The 20,228-nt window shown below is 66.1% G+C and carries 17 protein-coding genes; 3 read left to right on the top strand and 14 right to left on the bottom strand.

Annotation, left to right across the window (positions count from 1 at the left end; translation table 11 throughout):
* Positions 1-56: 56 nt before the first annotated feature.
* The 3 genes from ACSQ3E_RS06430 to ACSQ3E_RS06420 all read right to left on the bottom strand — a co-directional run bounded on the left by ACSQ3E_RS06430 (position 57) and on the right by ACSQ3E_RS06420 (position 4,923).
* Positions 57-638 carry an NUDIX domain-containing protein gene (locus tag ACSQ3E_RS06430; protein WP_436122054.1) on the bottom strand — a complete coding sequence of 194 codons (582 nt, stop codon included), beginning with the start codon at positions 636-638 and terminating at the stop codon, positions 57-59.
* A gap of 98 nt (positions 639-736) precedes the next feature.
* Positions 737-1,750 (bottom strand): amino acid ABC transporter substrate-binding protein, encoded by a 1,014-nt coding sequence (locus ACSQ3E_RS06425; RefSeq protein ID WP_310323009.1) that lies wholly within the window; start codon positions 1,748-1,750, stop codon positions 737-739.
* A gap of 122 nt (positions 1,751-1,872) precedes the next feature.
* Positions 1,873-4,923, bottom strand: a complete 3,051-nt coding sequence (locus tag ACSQ3E_RS06420) for an aminotransferase class III-fold pyridoxal phosphate-dependent enzyme (protein ID WP_436122053.1) — start codon at positions 4,921-4,923, stop codon at positions 1,873-1,875.
* A gap of 130 nt (positions 4,924-5,053) precedes the next feature.
* On the opposite strand from ACSQ3E_RS06420, the gene ACSQ3E_RS06415 reads away from it, so the two are divergent.
* A complete protein-coding gene (locus tag ACSQ3E_RS06415) occupies positions 5,054-5,491 on the top strand; it encodes an Lrp/AsnC family transcriptional regulator (protein WP_310323005.1) in 438 nt (145 codons plus the stop codon).
* Positions 5,492-5,527: 36 nt separating this feature from the next.
* On the opposite strand, the gene ACSQ3E_RS06410 is transcribed toward ACSQ3E_RS06415, so the two are convergent.
* Both ACSQ3E_RS06410 and ACSQ3E_RS06405 read right to left on the bottom strand, forming a co-directional pair.
* Complete coding sequence (locus tag ACSQ3E_RS06410; RefSeq protein ID WP_436122052.1) at positions 5,528-6,583, bottom strand: alpha/beta hydrolase; 1,056 nt, start codon at positions 6,581-6,583, stop codon at positions 5,528-5,530.
* A 26-nt stretch (positions 6,584-6,609) separates the two neighbouring features.
* Positions 6,610-8,028, bottom strand: a complete 1,419-nt coding sequence (locus ACSQ3E_RS06405; protein WP_436122051.1) for an MFS transporter — start codon at positions 8,026-8,028, stop codon at positions 6,610-6,612.
* A gap of 60 nt (positions 8,029-8,088) precedes the next feature.
* Between ACSQ3E_RS06405 and ACSQ3E_RS06400 the strand changes: the two genes are divergently transcribed.
* Together ACSQ3E_RS06400 and ACSQ3E_RS06395 are read left to right on the top strand one after the other, a co-directional pair.
* Positions 8,089-9,063: a LysR substrate-binding domain-containing protein gene (locus tag ACSQ3E_RS06400; protein ID WP_436122050.1), complete on the top strand. Its 975-nt coding sequence runs from the start codon at positions 8,089-8,091 to the stop codon at positions 9,061-9,063.
* 48 nt (positions 9,064-9,111) lie between these two features.
* A complete protein-coding gene (locus ACSQ3E_RS06395; RefSeq protein ID WP_436122049.1) occupies positions 9,112-9,612 on the top strand; it encodes a peptide deformylase in 501 nt (166 codons plus the stop codon).
* Positions 9,613-9,634: 22 nt separating this feature from the next.
* Here the strand turns inward: ACSQ3E_RS06395 and ACSQ3E_RS06390 are convergent, their stop codons facing one another.
* The 9 genes from ACSQ3E_RS06390 to ACSQ3E_RS06350 are packed head-to-tail and all read right to left on the bottom strand — an operon-like array spanning position 9,635 to position 20,223.
* Positions 9,635-11,083, bottom strand: coding sequence for a M81 family metallopeptidase (locus ACSQ3E_RS06390; protein ID WP_436122048.1), 1,449 nt, complete (start codon positions 11,081-11,083; stop codon positions 9,635-9,637).
* Positions 11,084-11,105: 22 nt separating this feature from the next.
* On the bottom strand, positions 11,106-12,014 hold the full coding sequence (locus ACSQ3E_RS06385) for a CobW family GTP-binding protein (protein WP_436122047.1): 909 nt from the start codon (positions 12,012-12,014) through the stop codon (positions 11,106-11,108).
* Positions 12,011-13,504 carry an amidohydrolase family protein gene (locus tag ACSQ3E_RS06380; RefSeq protein WP_436122046.1) on the bottom strand — a complete coding sequence of 498 codons (1,494 nt, stop codon included), beginning with the start codon at positions 13,502-13,504 and terminating at the stop codon, positions 12,011-12,013. Before ACSQ3E_RS06380 ends, ACSQ3E_RS06385 begins: the two co-directional genes overlap by 4 nt.
* Positions 13,497-14,318 (bottom strand): ATP-binding cassette domain-containing protein, encoded by an 822-nt coding sequence (locus tag ACSQ3E_RS06375; protein WP_436122045.1) that lies wholly within the window; start codon positions 14,316-14,318, stop codon positions 13,497-13,499. Before ACSQ3E_RS06375 ends, ACSQ3E_RS06380 begins: the two co-directional genes overlap by 8 nt.
* Positions 14,311-15,141 carry an ABC transporter ATP-binding protein gene (locus tag ACSQ3E_RS06370; protein WP_436122044.1) on the bottom strand — a complete coding sequence of 277 codons (831 nt, stop codon included), beginning with the start codon at positions 15,139-15,141 and terminating at the stop codon, positions 14,311-14,313. Before ACSQ3E_RS06370 ends, ACSQ3E_RS06375 begins: the two co-directional genes overlap by 8 nt.
* Before the next feature lie 2 nt (positions 15,142-15,143).
* Complete coding sequence (locus ACSQ3E_RS06365; protein ID WP_436122043.1) at positions 15,144-16,040, bottom strand: ABC transporter permease; 897 nt, start codon at positions 16,038-16,040, stop codon at positions 15,144-15,146.
* On the bottom strand, positions 16,033-17,022 hold the full coding sequence (locus tag ACSQ3E_RS06360; RefSeq protein ID WP_436122042.1) for an ABC transporter permease: 990 nt from the start codon (positions 17,020-17,022) through the stop codon (positions 16,033-16,035). Before ACSQ3E_RS06360 ends, ACSQ3E_RS06365 begins: the two co-directional genes overlap by 8 nt.
* Positions 17,023-17,035: 13 nt before the next feature.
* Positions 17,036-18,640 carry an ABC transporter substrate-binding protein gene (locus tag ACSQ3E_RS06355; protein ID WP_436122041.1) on the bottom strand — a complete coding sequence of 535 codons (1,605 nt, stop codon included), beginning with the start codon at positions 18,638-18,640 and terminating at the stop codon, positions 17,036-17,038.
* A 26-nt stretch (positions 18,641-18,666) separates the two neighbouring features.
* Positions 18,667-20,223, bottom strand: a complete 1,557-nt coding sequence (locus tag ACSQ3E_RS06350; RefSeq protein ID WP_436122040.1) for a serine hydrolase domain-containing protein — start codon at positions 20,221-20,223, stop codon at positions 18,667-18,669.
* Between the last annotated feature and the right edge of the window lie 5 nt (positions 20,224-20,228).

The raw sequence follows: 20,228 nt of genomic DNA, 5'->3' as shown, positions 1-20,228 counted from the left end.
GTCGATGCGGCCGCCGTCGAAAGTGCTCGGTGCGTTTCGGAAATGACAGCCTCCGCTCAACGCAACAGGTGCAGCGCTGCGTATTGCAGCAGCATGATGGTTTTGGCGTCGCAGATGCGGCCGTCGGCGACCATGGCGAGCGCCTCGTCGATGCCGACTTCGAGAACCTCGATGTCCTCGCCCTCGCCTTCATGGCCGCCGCCTTCGGAAATGCGGTCGCCGGGCTCGTAGCGGCCGACGAAGAAATAGATGCGCTCGGTGACGGCGCCGGGGCTCATGAAGGCTTCGAAGACGCGGCGGACGTCGCGGACGCGAAAGCCCGTCTCCTCCTCTGTTTCGGCGCGAATGCGTTCTTCGGGGCTGGCGTTGTCGAGCAGGCCGGCGGGCGTTTCGATGAGAAGATCATCGTGGCCGCTGACGAAAGCCGGATAGCGGAATTGCCTGACGAGAACGATCGTGCGGCGCGCGGGATCGTAGAGCAGGATGGTGGCGCCATTGCCGCGATCGTAGGTTTCGCGGCTCTGGACCTGCCATTCGCCGTCGTTGCGGCGGTATTCGAAGACCGTCCTCTTCAGCAAGTACCAGTCGTCGGAGAGGACTTTGACATCCTTGACGCGGACGCGATCGGCTATGCTCATCAAAACACCTTATGCTGCGGCCCGACAGGATGTGTCGGGAATCTTGCGGTGCAGCATAGTCGGGGCCGCGCCTACGCGCGACCCCGAGTAGCAGAGCCTTAGCGCACCGGCGGGGCGTACATCAGGCCGCCGGCGTTCCACAGCGCATTGATACCGCGGTCGATCTTGAGGTCGCTCGACTGGCCGAGGTTGCGCTCGAAGATCTCGCCGAAATTGCCGACCTTGGAGACGATGTTGTAGCTCCAGCGCGGATCGAGGCCGAGCTGCTGGCCGCTGTCGCCCTCGGCGCCGAGGAAACGCTTGATGGCGGGGTTTTCCGAGGTCAGGCCGGCTTCGGCGTTGTCCTTGGTGATGCCGAGCTCCTCGGCCTCGAGCAGCGCGAACAACGTCCAGCGGACGATGTTGAACCACTTGTCGTCGCCCTGGCGGACGGCGGGTCCGAGCGGCTCCTTGGAGATGATCTCGGGCAGGACGACATAAGCCGCCGGATCGGTGAGCTTCAGGCGCTGGGCATAAAGTGCGGAGGCATCGGTGGTGTAGACGTCGCAGCGCCCGGTGTCGAAGGCCTTGATGATGCCGTCGGCGGAATCGATGACGACGGGCTCGTACTTCATCTTGTGCGCGGAGAAGTAGTCGGCGACGTTCTGCTCGGTGGTGGTGCCCTGCTCGGTGCAGACGGTGGCGCCGTCGAGCTTGAGCGCGCTGTCGACACCCAGGGCCTTGCGGATCATGAAGCCCTGGCCGTCATAATAGGCAGTGCCGACGAAGCGGATGCCGAGGCTGGAATCGCGCGACAGCGTCCAGGTGGTCTGGCGCGACAGCACGTCGACACTGCCAGACTGCAGCGCGGTGAAGCGCTCCTTGGTCGACAGCGGCACGTAGCTGACCTTCTCCGGATCGCCGAGCACGGCTGCGGCCACGGCGCGGCAGAAGTCGATGTCGAAACCGGACCACTTGCCGGCATCGTCGGGCGCCGAGAAGCCGGCAACGCCCTGGCTGACGCCGCAAGTGAGCTTGTCACGCTGCTTGACGATGTCGAAGGTGTCGGCGGACGCCGGCATGGCCATAGCGGCCGAGCCGAGCAGAAGTGCCGTTGCAAAAATTGTCCTCATGTATTCCTCCCTCTGGTTTTCGAGGCAAAGCCTCTGCTTGCCGCCGGCGCGATGGCGCCGGAAGTTGGTGAATTCCCCTGTCGTTAATTCCCTCCGCGCGAGAGCGTCGCGCGGGCCTTGAGCTACGCGCCTTCGGCCAATACCGCGGCGAACGCCTCCTCGAGCACACCTACAAGATGGTCGGCATTGGCACGGCTGAAGATCATCGGCGGGCGCATCTTGAGCACGTTGTCATGCGGGCCTTCGGTTCCGATCAGCACGCCGCGGGCGCGCGCGCCGTCATTGACCTTGCGGGCAAAGGCGGTTGCCGGCGCCTTGGTCCTGCGGTCGGTGACCAGCTCGATGCCGAGGAACAGGCCTTGCCCCCTGACGTCGCCGATGACCTCGTAGCGCTGCTGCATCTCCCTGAAGCGCTCGACGAGATAGGCGCCGACGTCAGCAGCGTTGTCGCGCAAACGGTCGCGCTCGATGACGTCGAGCACGGCGAGGCCTGCCGCACAGGACACCGGGTTGCCGCCGAAGGTGTTGAAATACTCCATGCCGTTGTTGAAGCGGTCGGCGATCTCGCGCGAGGTGACCAGCGCCGACATCGGGTGACCGTTGCCGATTGGCTTGCCCATGGTGACGATGTCGGGAACCACCCCTTGCGTCTCGAAAGCCCACCAGTGGCTGCCGACACGGCCGAAGCCGACCTGCACCTCGTCGGCGATGCAGAAGCCGCCGGCGGCGCGGACCATGGCGTAGACTTCTTTCAGGTAACCCTCGGGGAGAAAAACCTGGCCAGCGACGCTGGGGATGGATTCGGCGATGAAGAAGGCCGGCCCGCGGCCCTGCTTGCGCATCGTCTCGATCTGCTCGGCGATGCTTGCCGCAAAACGTTTGGCGTGCTCTTCGACCGGCCAGTCCGCAGGCGCGCGGTAGCTGTCGGGGATGGTCGCCTCGAAGACATGGGCCGGCCGGCCCTTGCCGCCCTTGCGCTTGTATTTGTAGGGGCTGAGGTCGATCAGCTCCTGGGTGGTGCCGTGATAGGCCCAGTCGAGCACCAGCGCGTCGTTGCTGCCGGTCAAGGTGCGCGACATGCGCAGAGCGAGCGAATTGGCCTCGCTGCCGGAGCAGGCGAAGGAGGCGACCGACAAGCCCTCGGGCAAGGTCGCGGTCAGCCGCTCGGCATAGGTGACGATGGCGTCGTGCAAATAGCGCGTGTTGGTGTTGAGTTTTGCTGCTTGGGTGGCAATGGCCTCGACGACGTCGGGATGAGCATGACCGAGGTGGCAGACATTGTTGAAGCAGTCGAGATAGGCGCGGCCGCGATCGTCGATCAGCCAGGCGCCCTCACCGCGCACGAACTTGATCGGCTCGGAATAAGAGATCGACAGGTTGGGCAGCAGCGAGGCTTTCCGCGCGGCGACGATCTCGGGGCGGGTGCGGCCGGTCTGGTGGAAGGTCTCGGGTGGGATGCCGGCAAGCGTTGCGGCGTCCGGGAACAGCTCGGCCCAGACGTCGAGATACCGCGCCTCGCCGACGCCGAGGATATCGCGGGCGGCGAGATCGGGGTCGGTCGAGATCTGGAAATGCAGGTGCGGCGCCCAGCCGCCGTTTTCGACCGGCGCGCCCATTTCACCGACGAGCGCGCCGGCTTCGAGCATCTCGCCCGGCTTCAGCCGGGCCATCGCCTCATGCGCCATGTGGCCCCATAGCGTCACGAAGGGCGGGCAGCCGTCAGGCGCATGTTCGAGCGCGATGAGGCAGCCATAACCGAGCGGGTCTTCCTCGATCTCGACGCTTTTGACCCTGGCGGCGAGCGGCGTGTAGACCTTCGTTCCTGCCGGCAAGAACAGGTCGAGGCCGAGATGATGGACCCGGCGGGCACCCTCGACGAAACGCGACCAGAAGATGTCGGAGGTATAGACCGTGCGCGCCTCGCCCCAAGGGCCAATGCCAAGCTCGACGCCGTGCTCGGCGCACCAAGCATCCCACCAGGCGGTGGCCTTGTTGGGCTCCCGGCTGGCGGAGGTGGTTGTCATCGGATGGGCCGGATCGCCATAGGGCACCAGCGCCTTGACCTGGGTTGCCGGGTGGCGATCGAGGACCGGCGCGAAGCTCTTCCTGTTGGCCTCGATCCAGGTGGCAACGGCTCGGGCGCCTGATACCGCGTCGAAACCGCAGGCGTGGCGCAGGATGGCGGTGGCGAAACGGCGGTTCATCGCGCCGAGGCGGCGCAGCAGCCGCCATGCCGGCGCCTCCGAGATGGCGAGGTAAGGATTGTCGCCGGTCTTTTCCTTACGCTGCGCCGACAGCGTGACCGAGATGACCAGGCGCATGGCGATGAGGTCGAACAAGACGTCGAGCTCTTCCTCGCGCAGCGGGTATTCGGCGTGGAAACCGGCGGCGAGCGTCGCTGCGGCACCGATCGGGTCCTCGACATCGAGGATCGAATAGGCGCAGGCGACCGCCACTTCGGCGATCAAAGGCGAATAGAGCGCGTCGCCGAAATCGATGATGCCGGCAACCCGGTCGTGGTCGTCCTGGTCGACGAGCACATTCCAGTCATTGGCGTCGTTGTGGATGACCTGCGCGCGCAGGCCGGCCAAACGGGGCGCCACGGCAGCGTCGAAATGATCGAGCAGGCTGCGCAAAAGCGCGCGGTCCGTGACATCGGGCACATGGTGCAGTCGCTGGCGCGCGGCACCGGCCTGGCGGATGTCCCAATCGAAGCTCCTGATCGCGCCGGGGTGGATGAAGCCCTGCAGTGCGCCGTCGAGCCGGCCGAGCGCGCGGCCGAGATTTTCAAGCAGCTTCGGGGTTCGCGCTGCTTCGGCCAGCGGCAGGCCGGGCAGCCAGGACACCAAGCGGAGCGCATGGCGCTCGCCTGTGGCACTGGTGGCTTCCGCCAAGGCCGCGCCATCTGCCGATACCTTGAGGCGAGGTGCGGCGACGCCCGAGCGCGCGAGATGATCGAGCAAGGCGACCTGGAATGCGCTTTCGCTGGCAGGCTCGCTGGCATTGACGATCTTGAGGATCCACTGCGCGCCATCGTCTGATGAAAGCTTGAAGTTCTGGTCGCGCTCGCTGTCGAGTGATGCCACGCGACCACTGACGCCGAACCGGCTCGAAGCCAGGTCGGCGGCCTCGCCAAAGGAGAATGCGGGCGCGGGATGGGTCACGTCGGTCATGGAGTATCCGGATTTGCTGTCATTGGAGCTTGGCACGGGCCGAAAAATCGGGCATCCGGCAAAGCGTCGGTTGCACCGGCACAATGACTGCATGGACCGGCACTTTAACGGCAGCGATTGGAACCGGGCGATGAAGGAACTCGACGCCAAGGACAGGGACATTCTGGGCATCCTGTCGAAGGAAGCGCGCATCCCGCTGAAGACGCTCGCCGGCCGCATCGGGCTCTCCCGCAGTGCGACCAGCGAAAGGGTCGCGACGCTGGAAAAGAGCGGCGTCATCCGTGGCTATCGCGCCGATATCGGCCAGATGGACAGCAACCTGGTCTCGGCCTTCCTGATGGTGACGCTGGTCTCGACGCCGTCGATGGGGGTGCTCGACCAGCTGGCACGCTACTCGGAGGTGCGGCGGGTGTCATCTGTCACCGGCCAGCTCGACCTGATGGTCGAGGTCGAGGTGCCGTCGATCGACCGGCTGAACACGCTGCGCGACATCATCGCCACGCATCCCAGCGTGCAGGACCTGACGACGCTGATCGTGCTGCGCCGGGACATCGAGCGGCGGGAGTAGCCGGCGGCATCGGATGCCGCCGGAAGGCAGGGCTGGTCAGTCGACCTGCAAGGCGCGCCGGATCGCCGATTTCCAGCTGGCGATGAAGGTTGCGGAGACGCGCGCGGCGGGAACCATGGTGTCAAAGCCATGGTAGGCGCCTGGCACGACCGACAGTTCGACTGGCACGCCTGCCTCGACGAGGCGCCCAGCGAAAGCCATCGATTCCCGGGCGAACAGGTCGAGCGTGCCGACGCCGATCCAGGTTTCGGGAAGGCCGTGCAGGCTTTTTGCGCGCGCGGGAATGGCGCCCTCGGGTGCCGCGTCCATCACAGGCTTGCGCCCGAGCACCGAGGCCCAGCCGAAGGCGTTGGACTGCCAGTTCCAGATGAAAGTGCCGACATGGGCCGGCGGCTTCTGCTGCGCAGTGCGATCGTCGAGCATTGGGTAGCGCAAGGCTTGGAAGCGGATGGGCAATGCGCCACGGTCGCGCGCCCTAAGCGAGACGGCAGCGGCGAGGCCGGCGCCGGCACTTTCGCCTAGCAGGGCAATGCGCGCGGGGTCGATGCCGAGCTCGCCGGCCGAACGATGCATCCACTCGAGCGTCGCATAGGCATCATCAAGGCCAGCGGGGAACGGATGCTCCGGCGCCAGGCGGTAGTCGACCGAAACGATGACTACGCCGAGCTCGGCCGCGAGCTGCTGCAGTTCAGGAATGGCCACCTCTGGCTTGCCGACGACGAGGCCGCCGCCATGGATGTGCAGGATCGCCGGCTTGCCGGTTGCCTGTGGGGCGGGGTCGAGGACAACGACGCGCAGACGCGGATTGCCGGCGCCGCCCTGAATGAAGCGTTCCTGCGGCTGGATCGCCGGCAATGGCAGCGCCGGTGGAAACTCGGCGCTGCGCACCGCCTGGAGATTGTCCATGCCGAGATCGAGCGGCGGGATGTGATCGAGGATTGGGCGCAACTCGGGGTCGACGAGCGCCAGCGGGTCGATGGCCGCAGCAGCTGCCGGTTGGGGTGCCGACGAAACCGTATCGGCGCGGGCTGCCGATGTCAGCATGAGAGCGGAAAAGGACATGGCGGCGAGTTCCCTACGGTTGAGGCGCATGTTGGTCTCCTGAGATGTGGCGTGGATTACTGGCGGGCCGAGGCGGCCTGGCGCGACGGGGCGGAAAAGAGGAAGAAACCTGCGACCGCCCCGGCAAGCAGGATGACGGCGGCGGCGGTGAAGGTGGTTGCGTGGGCGGCGGCTCCGGCCGGCATCGTGGCGGTGATGGTGATCAGCAAGGCGAGGATCGAGGCGCCGCCCATCTGGAGCGAGGTGTTGGTGAGTCCCGAGACCATGCCTGCCTCGCCCTTGCGGACCGAGGCGGTGGCGGCTTCGGTCAGGCTGACGAAGGAGAACGACGAGCCGAAACCGCCAATGGCAAAGGCAGCGATGGTGAGCAGCAGGTAAGGCTCGCCGGCAGCGACAGGCAGGAACGACAAGGCAAAAGCCGACAGGCTCATCAGGGCAAAGCCCGTGGCGGCGATGCCGCGTGGTGGCATGTAACCCATTGCTACGGGCGCCAGGCGGGCGCCGACGATCGAAGCAATTGCGAAAGGCAGGAACAGCAGCCCGGTTTCGAGCGCGTCGAGCCCGCGCAACTGCTGGAAGTAGAGCGAGCCGAAAAACAGCGAGGTCAGCGGGCCGGCGGAGTGGATGAAGATCAGGGCATTGGCGACGGCGACCGGGCGGTTGCGCAACACGCCGAGGTCGAGCAGTGGTGCGGCACTGCGGCGTTCGATGAAGACGAAAAGGGTGAGCAGAACGACGGCAGCGATCCACAGGACAAGGGTGGTCGGCGTCGGGTGCGATGTCTGTGCGATGGCAAGCGTGAGTGCGCCGAAGCCGAGCGTCGCGGTGGTGGCTCCGGCCCAATCCATTGGGGCTGTCGGCGCCTGCTCGTTGCTGGTCTCGCCGGTGGCGCGGCGAGTCGCCCAGGCCATGGCTAGGCCGAGGGGAACGTTGATCAGCAGCGCCGACGACCAACCGAACGTGCTGGTGAGCAGGCCGCCAAGCAGCGTGCCCGAGGCGACGCCGACGGTGGCCGAGGAGGCAAACAGGCCGAGCGCGCGAAGCCGCGCCGGACCGGAAGGGAAATGCAGCGTCAGCAGGGCCAGTGAGTTGGCCGCGAGCAAGGCAGCGCCCGCACCCTGCAAGGCTCGGGCGGCAATCAGCGTCGGCATCGAGATGCTAAACGCGCCGATCAGCGAAGAGAGCGCGAAGACGACCGCGCCGGCGGCGAACATGCCGCGGTGACCGAGACGGTCGCCGGCCCTGCCGGCAAGCAGCAGCAAACCGCCGAAGGCCAGGGCATAAGCGTTGAAGACCCATTGCAGATCGCGTTCGGTGGCGCCGAACGCTTGCGCCAGCGCGGGGCCGGCAACCATGAGGACTACCGCATCGATGACCACCAGGAATTGGGCGCTGCAGATGATGAGGAGCATCAGCGACGCAGGTTGTGCCGGCGTGCCGGCTTCGGGTGAGGAGTGGGGAAACATCTGGTTCATGGGGACAAGATAGATTATCCCTATCAGGCCGATAATTTGCCAAGTTTGGAATGACTATCCATGAATGGAAATAATCAAGTTGACCGCGCCGGCGCTCCCCGGGATGAGCGGCTGCCACCGGTTGAGGCCGTGGTGATCTTTACCCGCGTGGCCGAGACCGGCAGCTTCACCGCCGCGGCACGGTCGATGGGGCTGCCGCTGGCAACCGTCAGCAAGAGGGTGGCCGAGCTCGAGGAGCATCTCGGCGTCAGGCTGATCGCGCGGACGACACGGCGATCGTCGCTGACCGAGCCGGGCAAGCGGTTCCTGACCCACGGCCGGCTGATCGTCGATGCCTTGCAGCGCGCCGCCGACGAAGCGGCGCAAGCGGTGGCGGAACCTTCGGGACGGCTGCGGCTGACGATGTCGACGGTGCTGGTCGAGGCCGGACTGGGACAGCTGATCGCGCGCTTCGTCGCCGCCAACCCGAAACTGCGCTGCGAGATCGACGTCTCCGACCGCTATGTCGACCTCGTCGCCGAGGGTTACGATCTCGCCATCCGCGTCGGAAGGCTCAAGGACTCGACATTGATCGCCAGGAAGATCGGCAGCACCGAGGCCTCGATGTTCGCAGCACCGTCGCTGATCGCCGAGCGCGACCTGCCGTCAGGCCCCAAGGCGCTTGAAGCCTATCCGCTGATCGGCGAGCAGATTTCACCCAGTGATACGCAACAATGGCTGCTGCACCATGCGACACAGAAGGCGGCGAAGGTAGAATTCAAGCCGCGCATGTCAGCCAACAGCGTGCGTGCCATCGCCGAGGCGATCGAGGCTGGGCTTGGCATCGGGCGGCTGCCGACATTCGTCGGCCGGAGGATGGTCGAGCATGGCCTGGCCGTGCCGGTGCTGCCGGAATGGGCCGGGCCGGGGCTGGACATTTCGCTGGTCTATGCAGCGCATCGCGGCATGCTGCCGGGCGTCAGGCTGTTGATCGACCAGTTGAGCCGCGAGGCAGGTGCGCTGCTCTCCGGCCACGCCGCGCTGGCAGCACAGTGACTTTCGCGCTATGCGCCTGCCGAGCCCTGCTCGAGGCGGAGAACTGACGTGACGATCCGGACAATCGTGAAATTTCCTGACACGCGCCTCAAGCTTGTCGCCGAGCCGGTGACGGCCTTTGACGCCGACCTGCGCGCGCTGGCAGCCGACCTGCTCGACACGATGCGCGCGGCACCCGGCGTCGGCATCACCGCCCCGCATATCGGTATCGCCAGGCGGGTGGTGGTGCTCGAACTCGAAGGCCCTGGCAGTGCGCGGACCTATGTCAATCCCGGGATACACTGGGCTTCGGAAGAGACCATCCTGCATGCCGAAGGCAGCGTCTCGATGCCCGGCGTGACCGACGAGATCAGGCGGCACGCGCGGGTGCGTATCGGCTATCAGGACCTCGACGGCATCGAGCGGACCGAAGAGGCGGACGGCCTGCTCGCCGTCTGCCACCAGCACGAGATCGACCAGCTGGACGGCATGTTCTGGATCCAGCGGCTGTCGAAGCTGAAGCGGGACCGGCTGGTCAAGCGCTACGACAAGCTGCAGCGGGCAAACTAGATCGCCCGCTGTTCCAGCAAGACTACGCGGTAACGGGCCATTTCGGCAGCTTGATCCTGGTGTAGGGCAAGCTGGCGAGGTTGGAGGTGAGCGTGCCTTGCGAAGCGGCGTAGATCACGGCACTTGCGACCTTCTCGTAAGACGCGCGGAAATGCTGGGTCGACTTCACCACGACGATCCTTTTCGCGCCAAGGTCGCAGCCGATGTTGGTGAACAGGTCGGTGTCGATCGCCTGCGACCGCTCGGAGGCCAGCAGCACCTGGACGCCGCCGCAGTCGATCAGGGCGCAATCGCCCATCGGCTGGGGCACGCCGCCGAGGCCAGCCATGACGAGGTCGCGCTTGAGCGCGACGACGCGGCAGGTGACGTCGACGGGGTCGCCGGAGCGTGGACCGACCTTGCCGCCGACGCGCAGTGGCATTACTGCCCCCTCGCCCGCCTCTAGCACCAGCCTGACGGCGATCGGATCCCAGAGCGGGCCGATGACAGCGTCCGAGATGCCGCGCGCGATCATGCGGGCGAGGAAGAAGGTCGAGTCGCTGGCGGCACCGCCACCGGCATTGTCGGCCGTGTCGGCGATGACGACCGTGCCGGCCGGTGCTTCAAGCGCCTGGTCGAGCGCCTCGTCGATCGAGGGCATCGGCGGCACGATCTCGGCGCGCATGGCGTAGAGGTCGTTGGCCAACCGTTGCGCCAGCGACTGCGCGAGGTCCTCGTTGTCGTCGGTGTAGACGACAACGCGCGTGCCCATTTCGGGCACGTCAGCCCAGGGAAAACCTTGCGCGATAGACACCGACAGCACCTTGTCCTTCTGCTCCATGGCGCGGATGCCGCGAATGATCGACAGGCCGGGCTCGGTGGTGGTGCGGATCAGGCTGACCATGCCGGTGTCGACGAGTGCTGCCTTGGGCTTGATCTCGCCGGTGGCGATGCGGTGGCAGAGATCGACGAGCTGGACGCCGCATTCATAGACATCGGTGTGGGGGTATTCCTTGTAGGTCAAAAGGATATCGACGCTGTCGACCATCTCTGACGTCATGTGGCAGTGCGGGTCGAGCTCGCAGCCGACGACAGTGTCGGGGCCGACGATCTCGCGGATGCGGGCGAGGATGTCGCCTTCGCAATCGTCATAGCCATCGGCGACCATGGCGCCGTGCAGCGACATCAGCACCATGTCGACCGGCAGGACGGCGCGAAGGTCGTCGAGCAGCTGGTCGCGCAGCGTCTCATAGGCGTGACGGGTCGTCGTGCCGCCCGGCTCGGCCGAAGCGCTCAGGCCTTCGAACAAGGTCCAGCCCTCGCGGCACCCGCGCTCGCGCGCCGCCCACAGCTGGCCGCCATACAGCGTCATGTGATCCGGATGCTGGCCGGCGGGGTAGTAGTCGCCGCCACGAACGAAGGCGCCCAAACCGGTGGGGATGGGAGAGAAGGTGTTGGTCTCGGTCGCAAGGACGGCACTGAACACACGCATGATGGATAACTCCGCTTGCGAATTAAGAGGCAGTAATTTCGGCGAGGCCGGCATGCGCCGTCTCGGCATCGATGACGCTGGCCTCGCCGATCAGGACGAGGCGGCAGTCGGGCTCGAATTTCGGGAACGGGCGCAAGGTCGCGCGGCGGCCGACCAGCTGCAGCAGGAAACTCTGCCCCGGCCGCTCGACGAAACTGACGATGCCCTTGGCACGGATGAGCTTGGGCGCAAGCCGGTCGATGGCAGCCTGGAAGCGGTCGAGCGCGACCGGCCCTGACGACTGCCATTCGATCGAGGTAAAGCGCGATGCACCGACCTTGGCCTGGCCCGGCTCTGGCCGCGGCCGGTCGCTGACCAGCAGCGCCTCGATCGGCAAGGCCTCGCCGTCGGTCTCGAAGACCAGCGTCTTGTTGAGCCAGACGAGTTCCGCTCGAAGGGTCTCATTCGAGCTTTCGCTCAACCCGGTCTTGGACAGGGCGATGAAATCGGCCGCCTCGACCTGGGCGCGCCAAAGCTCGTCGCGCAGGCGGGCCGGATTGGCGGCGACCTCGTCGGCGTCGACCACGGCGACGACTGCGTCGAGGCGAATGTCGGTCCACAGGATCGGGTCCATCAGCGTTTCGGTGATGCCTCTGGGGTCGGCGACGCCACTGGCTTCGATGACGATGTGGTCTGGCTTGACGGTCTGGGACAGCACGAGCTTGAGCGTACGCAGAAGGTCGCCCTGCAGCGAGCAGCAGATGCAGCCGTTTTTCAGCCCAACGACCGTGTCGGCGGCATCGGCGATCAGCTCGGCGTCGATGTTGATGGCGCCGAAGTCATTGACGATGGCGCTGATGCGGCGGCCATCGGCGCGCTGCAGGAGCTGGTTGATGAAGGTCGTCTTGCCGGCACCTAGGAAACCGGTAACGACGAGGACAGGAACGCTCACCGGTCACCCCGCCTGATCGGACGACCTGGCGCCGCCGCCTGGTCGAGGATGCCGTTAGAGATCACCGCCTGGCCATTGACCAGCACGTGGCGCATGCCTTCTGCCGGCAGGTTCATCTCGGCGAAGGTGGCACGGTCGGCGACGGTGGCGAGATCGAAGACGACGATGTCGGCATCGCAGCCCGGCTGCAGCCGCCCCTTGCGCTTGAAAAGCGGCGCGCAGCTCTCGACGATCCGCGCCGGGATAAGCGTGCATTTGGCGATCGCTTGGGCAAGCGGGATGGCGTCGCGCTCGCGCACCCACTGCCTGATGAAGCGGGTGAAGGTGCCCGACGAGCGCGGATGAGCGGTTTTGTCAGGTCCGAGTGGCCACTCGTCGCCTTCGTAAGGCGAACCGTTGGGCTGGCTCCACGGCATGGCGTCGGAGGCGATGGCGCCGCCGGGATAGGTGACGGAGACGTCGAGCAGCGCGCGGTGGTGCGGATTGTCCTCGGTGTCGAGGAAGTGCCAGAGCACAAGCGCCGAGGGATCGGCCTGGCGGACCTGTTTGAGGTCGTCGATGCCGTCGAGGCGGCGATGGGTCGCGACAAGCTCGATGGCGTCGTAGCCGGTGCCGGTGCGGGCGGAAAAGGCCGGATCGACGAAGAACCCGGCGCTAACGACGGTCGAGCCGGTGCCATAAGGATAGGCCTCGGTGGTGATCCTGAGCCCTTGCGCCTGCGCCCTGGCGATGATCGCCGCCGCGCGCTCGACATCCTGCAGGCTGGTCGAGTTGAGGTGGCAGATGTGCATATGCGCGCCTGTCGCACCTGCCAGCCCGATCAGCGTGACATAGGCCTCGATCGAGCTCTTGGGGTCGATATTCGAAATCTGCGCGATGTGGGTATAGGTCGGCGTGTCGGTTTCCGCGGCCAGATCGCAGATCAGGCTCATTTCCTTGGCACCGGCGCCGGGCGCGTAGCCGGCAGGAATGCCGATGCCGAGGCCGCCCTCTTCGATGCCTTGGCGCGTGAGCGCGACGATCTCGGCTGCCTGCGCTTCGGTGGCGGCATCGGTCGACCAGCGCGGGTCGTCGAAACCGCGTCCCATGACGGTGATCGGCGCTTCGCCCGGCTTGAGCTCCAGCCCGATCATCACCGCCTTGCGGGCGAAGACCCAGGCAGAGGCGGTGCCATAGTTGAGCAGGCGCGCGGTCCTTGCCTGCGCCTCGTACCAGCCGCCGACCGGCAAGGCGCCGACTTCCAGCTCAAGCGCGGTGGTGACGCCATCAAAAGCCTGCATCCGGTCGGCCGGCACGGACTGGCCATGCGCATGCAGATCGATGAAGCCGGGGGCAACGATCAGACCGCTTGCGTCGATCACCTTGTGCGCCGGGCCGAGATCGGCGCCGATGGCAGCGATGCTGCCGCCCGAAATGGCGAGGTCCGAAATCTCGTCGCGGCCGGTTTCGGGGTCGATGACACGCCCGCCCTTGATCACGATGTCATGCATGGACAGCCCTTTCGGCGGCACGGCGCTTCTTGCCCGGAACGGCGTCGATCAGCCGGCGGGTGTAATCGGTGCCCGGCGTGCGGAAGATCTCGGATGTCGGGCCGACCTCTTCGAGCACGCCATGGTTCAGCACGCCGACACGCTGGCACAGATGATCGACGACCGACAGGTCGTGCGAGATGAACAGCATCGCCAGCCCCTGCTCGGTGCAGATCTTGCGCAAGAGCTGCAGCACCTGCGCCTGGCTGGAGACGTCGAGCGCCGACACCGGCTCGTCAGCGATCAGGAGTTTCGGGCCGGATGCCAGGGCGCGGGCGATGGCGATGCGCTGGCGCTGGCCGCCGGAGAACTGGTGCGGGAAACGCTCGATCCAGTCTGGATTGAGGCCGACCTGCTGCATCAGTTCGGCCGCGCGCACCGTCAGAGCCGCGCCCTTGAGGTCGGTGTAGGATTTGAGCGGCTCGGCCAGGATGTCGCGCACGCGCCAGCGCGGATCGAGCGAAGCATAGGGGCTCTGGAACACCATCTGCACGTCGCGGCGCTTGTCGCGCAGCGCCTTGCCGCGCAAAGCCAGCCAGTCGACGCCGTCGAAGCTGACCGAGCCGGCGCTCGGTTCGGTGAGCCTGGCGATGATGCGGCCGATCGTCGACTTGCCCGAGCCGCTTTCGCCGACGAGCCCGAAGGCCTCGCCGCGCCGGATGGAAAAGCTGACGTCGTTGACGGCGGTGAGCTGGCGCGGCTTCTCGAACAGGCGCCCGGACAAGGTGAAATGGCGGACTAGGCCGCTGACTTCGAGCAGAACGTCATCAGCCATGGGCGGCCTCCGCCTGCATGTGACCGGCGCCGAAGCTCGGCCGCGCGTTGAGCAATTGCATGGTGTAGGCATGCCTTGGGCGGCTCAGCACGTCGTCGACGTGACCGGCCTCGACGACGACGCCGTCCTTCATCACCACGACGTCCTCGCAGACATCGCCGACGACATCGAGGTCATGGCTGACAAGGATCATCGCCATGCCCTGCTCGCGGCTCAGCTCCTGCATAAGGCCGAGGATCTGCGCCTGCACGGTGACGTCGAGCGCGGTCGTCGGCTCGTCGGCGATCAGCAGAGCGGGCTTCAGCGCGATTGCCGCGGCGATGACCACGCGCTGGCGCATGCCGCCCGAGAGCTGATGCGGATAGGCGTCGATGCGGCGGGACGCATCCTGGATGCCGACGCGTTCGAGCAGCTCAAGGCTGGCCGCGCGGATCGCCTTGCGTGACATGTCGGGGCGGTGGAAACGAAACACCTCGCCGATCTGGTCGCCGACCGGCATGACCGGGTTGAGCGTCGCCATCGCATCCTGGAACACCATAGCGATGCGGTTGCCGCGCAGTTGGCGCCAGTCGCGCCTCGACATGGCGAGCAGGTCGCGGCCTTCGAAGGTGATCGCACCGCCCAGGATGGCATGCGATGCATCGGTCAGCCCCATCAGCGCATAGCCGATCGAGGATTTCCCCGACCCGCTTTCGCCGACGACGCCGAGCACGGAGCCGGGCGCCACCTCGAAGCTGACGCCGTTGACGGCGCGGACCGGACCGCTGCGGCTGGGGTAATCGACGGTGAGGTCGCGGACGGAGAGCAAGGGCGAGGCCGTCATGGTCACATCCTCTCCAGCCGGGGATCGAAATAGTCGCGTAGGAAATCGCCGAACAGGTTGATGCCCACGGAGGAGATCAGCACCGCGATGCCAGGGGCGATGACAATCCATGGCTGCTCGTAGAGGAAGTCACGACCTTCCGAGATCATGACACCCCACGATGCCGTGGGCGGCTGCACGCCGAGGCCAAGGAAGGACAAAGCGGCCTCCGAGATGATGACCAGCGCGATATCAAGGGTGGCAACGACAAGCACCGCCGGCAGCACATTGGGCAGGACGTGGGTGAAGATGATGCGCATCTGCGACACGCCCATGGTGATCGCGGCGTCGACATAGTCGAGCGTGCGGATGCGCATGGTTTCGCTGCGCACGATGCGGGCGAAATTGATCCACAGCGCAAAGGCCAGCGCCATGACCAGCGTGGCGAAGCCGGCGCCCAGGACGGCCATGAAGATCAGCGCGAGCAGCAGGAACGGAAAGGCGAGCTGGAAATCGACGATGCGCATGATGATGGTGTCGACGATACCGCCGAAATAGCCGGCCAAGGCACCGAGCGTCGAGCCGACGACGAGCGCGATCGACACCACGATCAGCGCCACCTGGATCGACACCTGCGCGCCCATGACGGTGCGGCTGAGGATATCGCGGCCCATATTGTCGCCGCCGAGCAGGTTGGTGGCGGAACCGCCATCCTGCCAGACGGTGGGGGCATAGCGCCATTCGATGACCTGCTGGGCGTGGTCGTGCGGGGCGATGGATTTCGCAAAGAGCGCGCAGAGCACGACGATGGCGATCAGGAACAGGCCGGTCAGGCCCTTGGCGCTGCGGCCGAGGCTGCCCAAGAAGCGGCGCTCGGTGGCAGCCCTCGTTGCGGCGGGAACGATCACGGCCTCAGTCATTGCGCACCCTCGGGTCGATGAAGCGGTACAGGATGTCGACGATCAGGTTGAGCGAGATGAACAACGCCGCCGACACCAGCACCACCGCCTGGATGATCGGATAGTCGCGGACATGAATGGAATCGACGGCGAGCCGGCCGATGCCCGGCCAGGCGAACACCGTCTCGATGACCACCGTGCCCGACAAAAGCGCGCCCATCTGCAGGCCGGCCAGGGTGACGATGGGCAGAAGCGCGTTGCGCAGCGCATGGCGCAGGATGATGGTGAGGCGCGGTGCGCCCTTGGCAGTGGCGAAGGTGATGTAGTCCTGCTGCAGGACTTCCAGCATCGCCGAGCGGATCAGTCGCGCATTGACCGCCACCAGCACGAAGGCCAGCGAGATCGACGGCAGGATGAAGTAGCGGAAAGCGTTCCAGAAGATGCCGATGTCGCGTTCGGCGACGGCGCGGCCGATACTGGCAAGGGCCGAGCCGCGATAGCCCGAGGCAGGCAACCAGCGCAGCTCGATCGAGAACCACAGGATCATCAGCACGGCGAGCAGGAAGCCCGGCATCGACACGCCAAGTACGGCGACGAAGGTGCCGGCATAGTCGATCCAGCTGTCGCGCTTGAGCGCTGTGACGATGCCGAGTGGGATGGCGATAACGAAGGCGAGCAGCAGTGTCCAGAAAGCGAGCTCGCCGGTCGCCGGCAGGCGGTCGGCGATCAGGCTGGTGACAGGAACGCCCTGGCGGATCGAGGTGCCGAGGTCGCCCTGCACGGCATTGCCGAGATAGGCGACGAATTGCTCGGGCACGGAGCGCGTCAGCCCCATCTTCTCGCGCAACGTGTCCATGTCCTGGACGCTCATGCCGGGATTGCCCGCGGCAATCACGTCGACCGGATCGCCCGGCACGAGCTTGACCAGCGAGGCCACCACAAGGATGACCCCGAGCAGGATGACGGCCGCATAAAGCAGCCTCGATACGACCAGCCTCAGCATCCGTCGGCGCAGGTCACGAGGCCATGCCGAGATGGTCGATGCGCAGCTCGCCGGCGGGATTCATGCGGGCGTCGACGACGTCCTTGGCAACGACGGCGAAGTTGAGCGGCTCGAACAGCGGCTTCCAGTAGGCTTCGGTGACGACCTTGGCCTGGATCTTGTCGAGGATCACCTGGCGCGCCGCTGGATCGGAGGTAACGCGCTGCTCGGCGATCATGCCGTCGAGTTCGGCATTCTCATGGAAGGCACGGTTCAGCGCGCCCTTGGTGTGCAGCACCGGATAGACGATGTCGGCATCGGTGTAGGAATAGGTCGAGATGACCAGGTCCTGCCCGCCCTGGGCTGTGATGGCCGCCCATTGGGCGATCGGCAGGGTTTCGATTGTGATTTCGACGCCGATCTCGCGCAGCTGCGCCTGGACCACCTCTGCCGTGCGGCGGATGACCGGCGTGTCGTTGGCGACGAGCTTGACCTTGAGGCCTTGGGCAATGCCGGCTTCAGCCAGCAGCGCCTTGGCCTTCTCGGGATCGTAGCCATAGGACAGCTCGGCCGTCTTGGGCGAATAGCCGGCGATCGAGCTTGCGATCGGCGACGTCGCCGGCACGGCGAAACCGTCGAGTGCAAAGGCGATCAGCCGCTTCTGGTCGATGGCATGGGCAAAGGCCTGGCGCACCTTCGGATTGTCGAAGGGCGGACGCTTCTGGTTGAATACCAGCGCCCGCATCATCTGGGCCGGACGCTCGAGCATGATCGCGTCGGGATTGCCGCGCAGGCGGCGCACGCTGTCGAGCGGCACCGAGGAGCCGCCATAGATGGCGTTGATCTCGCCGGTTTCGAAGGCCGCGATGCGGGTGGAATCCTCGGGATAGTGCGAGAGCTCGACAGCATCGATGCGCGCGGGCGCGGCAACCGGTGCGTAGTCGTCATTGCGCTCGAGCCGCATGCCGCGGTCGGTTGACCACGACACGAACTTGAACGGACCGGCACCGACCGGCTTGCGGCCAAACTGGTCGCCTGCCGCTTCGACGGCGGCGCGCGAGATCGGCGCGGAATAGCCGAGCGTCAGGCCGACCCAGACAGCGACGAAGGGTTCCTTGAAGTGATAGGCGACAGTCAGCGGATCGACTGCCTCGGCGCGCTCCAACGGACCGAGGAAGAAAGCGCTGGGCGACGCTGCTTCGGGCGCCAGGTGGCGCGCGACGGTCCAGGCGACAGCTTCGGCGTTGCAAGGCGTGCCGTCGTGGAACTTGACGCCGGGCTTGAGCTTGAAGGTCAGTGTCTTGTTTTCGTTGCTGAAGGCCCAGCTTTCGGCCAGACCCGGCAGGACCTCGCCGTCGTAGCCAGCACGCGCCAGCGGCTCGTAGATCATGTCCATCGTGGCCGAGGACACAGACAAGGTGGTCTTGTGCGGATCGAGCGTGTCAGGCTCCTCCGAACGGCCGACGCGCAAAGTGCCGCCGGTCTGCTGGGCCAGCGCCTTGCCGGGCATGCCAAGCATCGCTGTCGCGGTGATCGCTGCCGCGCCGCCAAGGAAGGCGCGACGCGACAGGGTCGCCTGCTTGAGATAGGAGCGCGCCAGCGCGTCGAACTGTTCGGAGGTGAGAGTGCGTAGGGACATGGTGGACCTCGCCGTAGAGTGGTTGATCAGGCTCGCTTGAAGGCCAGTTTCTTGATGCGGTCGGAGTTCATTTCAAAGCCGTCGGCGGTCACCGCCAACGTGGCGTTCCACGGCAGGCCGGGGCGCATGTCGGTGCCGGGCTGCAGCAGGAACCAAAGGTCGGCGTCGGCAGCGACGATGGGGGCTGCCATCGCACCGAGCCCGGAGCGCAGGTGGAACTCGCCCTTCGAGGCGTCGCCCGTGATCTCGACCTCGAGGTCCTGCGCCTTGTTGACGTAGCGCCCGGCGAGCGCACGGGCGGCGGTGGCGCCGGCCTGAAGCGGTGCGTAGACGCGCGGCGTGCCGCAGAAGGCACCGTCGACCTTGCCGTCGGCGCGCGGGCTGAGCACGAGGTCGGTGATGGCGCGCTCGGGCTTTGCGCCGCCCTGATGGCCGAAGTCGAACCCGCCGACGCCGCCTGCGTTGAGGAAGGTCGCAACGCCATCCTTGGCGACGATCTCGAAGACGTCGGGACCGCCCTCCTGCCTGTAGCGGCCGGGAGCGAGTGCTATCGGCGCCGGTGACTTGTCGCCGAAATAGATGTCGGCAATGCGCCGGCCGAGCGCGAAAGAGGCGACCTGGTCGTTGTTGGCGATGATGACGACGCCGAAGCCATCATCGACGAAGCGGGTCGATTCAGACTTGCCGCCCGCAACCGTGCCGCCATGGCCGACGGCGCGGCGGCCGCGATAGACGTCAGTGACGAGGCCGAGGCCGTAGAAGCCGGTGGCGCCGTTGTCGAAGACGCACGCGGTGCCCATGCGCTCGTACATTTCAACGGTGCCGACCTTGGGATTGAACAGGTTCTGCTGCCAGACGATCATGTCGTCGAGCGTCGAGATCATGCCGCCCTCGCCGCCGAGATCGAGGCCCCAGTTGAGGTTGGCCCAGCCTTCCTCGCGCTTGGTGTAGTGTGCGGCGAGCCGCTTCATCGCCGCGCCGTCGCGGATCAAAAGCGAAGTGTCGTCCATGCCGAGCGGGCCGGTGATGCGCTTGCGCAGCACCTCGTTGAAGGTCGCGCCCTCGATCTGCTCGATGATCTCCGACAGCATGAAGAAGCCGGCATTGCAGTAGGTCATGGCACTGCCGGGCTTGAAGTTCAGCGCGTCCTGGCGGGCGATGACGTCGCGGCCGGTCTGGCGGTCGGACGGCGTGAAGATCGACAGGCCAGCGAAGATCATCGCTTCGAGATGGTCGCGGAAGCCCGAGGTGTTGGAGGCCAGATGCGCGAGCGTCACCGGCTGTTCGAGACGCGGCACGTAAGGCAGGTGCTTCTGCACCTCGTCCGACAGGCTGAGCTTGCCTTCGGCCTCCAGCATCAGGATCAGCAGGACGGTGAACTGCTTGGTCTGCGAGCCGATGCGGATGATCGTCTTGCGACCCATCGGCACCGCATTGTTGATGTTGGCGAGACCATAGGCGTTGGCGAAAATCTCGCGGCCGTTCTCGGTGACCGCGACGACGGCGCCCGGGCTGTCGGGGCCGGTGAAATCCTGAAACAGCGCATCGATGCGCGCGGCAAAATCGGCCGGTGCCTTGGTCATGCCGG

It is taken from the genome of Aminobacter sp. LjRoot7 (genome assembly GCF_964252895.1).
Taxonomy (GTDB): domain Bacteria; phylum Pseudomonadota; class Alphaproteobacteria; order Rhizobiales; family Rhizobiaceae; genus Aminobacter; species Aminobacter aminovorans_B.
The sequence above is the reverse complement of the archived record's forward strand: the minus strand, read 5'-3'. Positions and strand labels throughout refer to the sequence as shown.

Excerpts from the sequence above, each read along its gene's own strand:
- ACSQ3E_RS06365 (WP_436122043.1), bottom strand. The coding sequence starts at position 16,040 with ATGACTGAGGCCGTGATCGTTCCCGCCGCAACGAGGGCTGCCACCGAG.
- ACSQ3E_RS06415 (WP_310323005.1), top strand. The coding sequence starts at position 5,054 with ATGAAGGAACTCGACGCCAAGGACAGGGACATTCTGGGCATCCTGTCG.
- ACSQ3E_RS06390 (WP_436122048.1), bottom strand. The coding sequence starts at position 11,083 with ATGCGTGTGTTCAGTGCCGTCCTTGCGACCGAGACCAACACCTTCTCT.
- ACSQ3E_RS06360 (WP_436122042.1), bottom strand. The coding sequence starts at position 17,022 with ATGCTGAGGCTGGTCGTATCGAGGCTGCTTTATGCGGCCGTCATCCTG.
- ACSQ3E_RS06350 (WP_436122040.1), bottom strand. The coding sequence starts at position 20,223 with ATGACCAAGGCACCGGCCGATTTTGCCGCGCGCATCGATGCGCTGTTT.
- ACSQ3E_RS06375 (WP_436122045.1), bottom strand. The coding sequence starts at position 14,318 with ATGGCTGATGACGTTCTGCTCGAAGTCAGCGGCCTAGTCCGCCATTTC.
- ACSQ3E_RS06380 (WP_436122046.1), bottom strand. The coding sequence starts at position 13,504 with ATGCATGACATCGTGATCAAGGGCGGGCGTGTCATCGACCCCGAAACC.
- ACSQ3E_RS06430 (WP_436122054.1), bottom strand. The coding sequence starts at position 638 with ATGAGCATAGCCGATCGCGTCCGCGTCAAGGATGTCAAAGTCCTCTCC.
- ACSQ3E_RS06410 (WP_436122052.1), bottom strand. The coding sequence starts at position 6,583 with ATGCGCCTCAACCGTAGGGAACTCGCCGCCATGTCCTTTTCCGCTCTC.
- ACSQ3E_RS06420 (WP_436122053.1), bottom strand. The coding sequence starts at position 4,923 with ATGACCGACGTGACCCATCCCGCGCCCGCATTCTCCTTTGGCGAGGCC.
- ACSQ3E_RS06370 (WP_436122044.1), bottom strand. The coding sequence starts at position 15,141 with ATGACGGCCTCGCCCTTGCTCTCCGTCCGCGACCTCACCGTCGATTAC.
- ACSQ3E_RS06355 (WP_436122041.1), bottom strand. The coding sequence starts at position 18,640 with ATGTCCCTACGCACTCTCACCTCCGAACAGTTCGACGCGCTGGCGCGC.
- ACSQ3E_RS06400 (WP_436122050.1), top strand. The coding sequence starts at position 8,089 with ATGAATGGAAATAATCAAGTTGACCGCGCCGGCGCTCCCCGGGATGAG.
- ACSQ3E_RS06425 (WP_310323009.1), bottom strand. The coding sequence starts at position 1,750 with ATGAGGACAATTTTTGCAACGGCACTTCTGCTCGGCTCGGCCGCTATG.
- ACSQ3E_RS06405 (WP_436122051.1), bottom strand. The coding sequence starts at position 8,028 with ATGAACCAGATGTTTCCCCACTCCTCACCCGAAGCCGGCACGCCGGCA.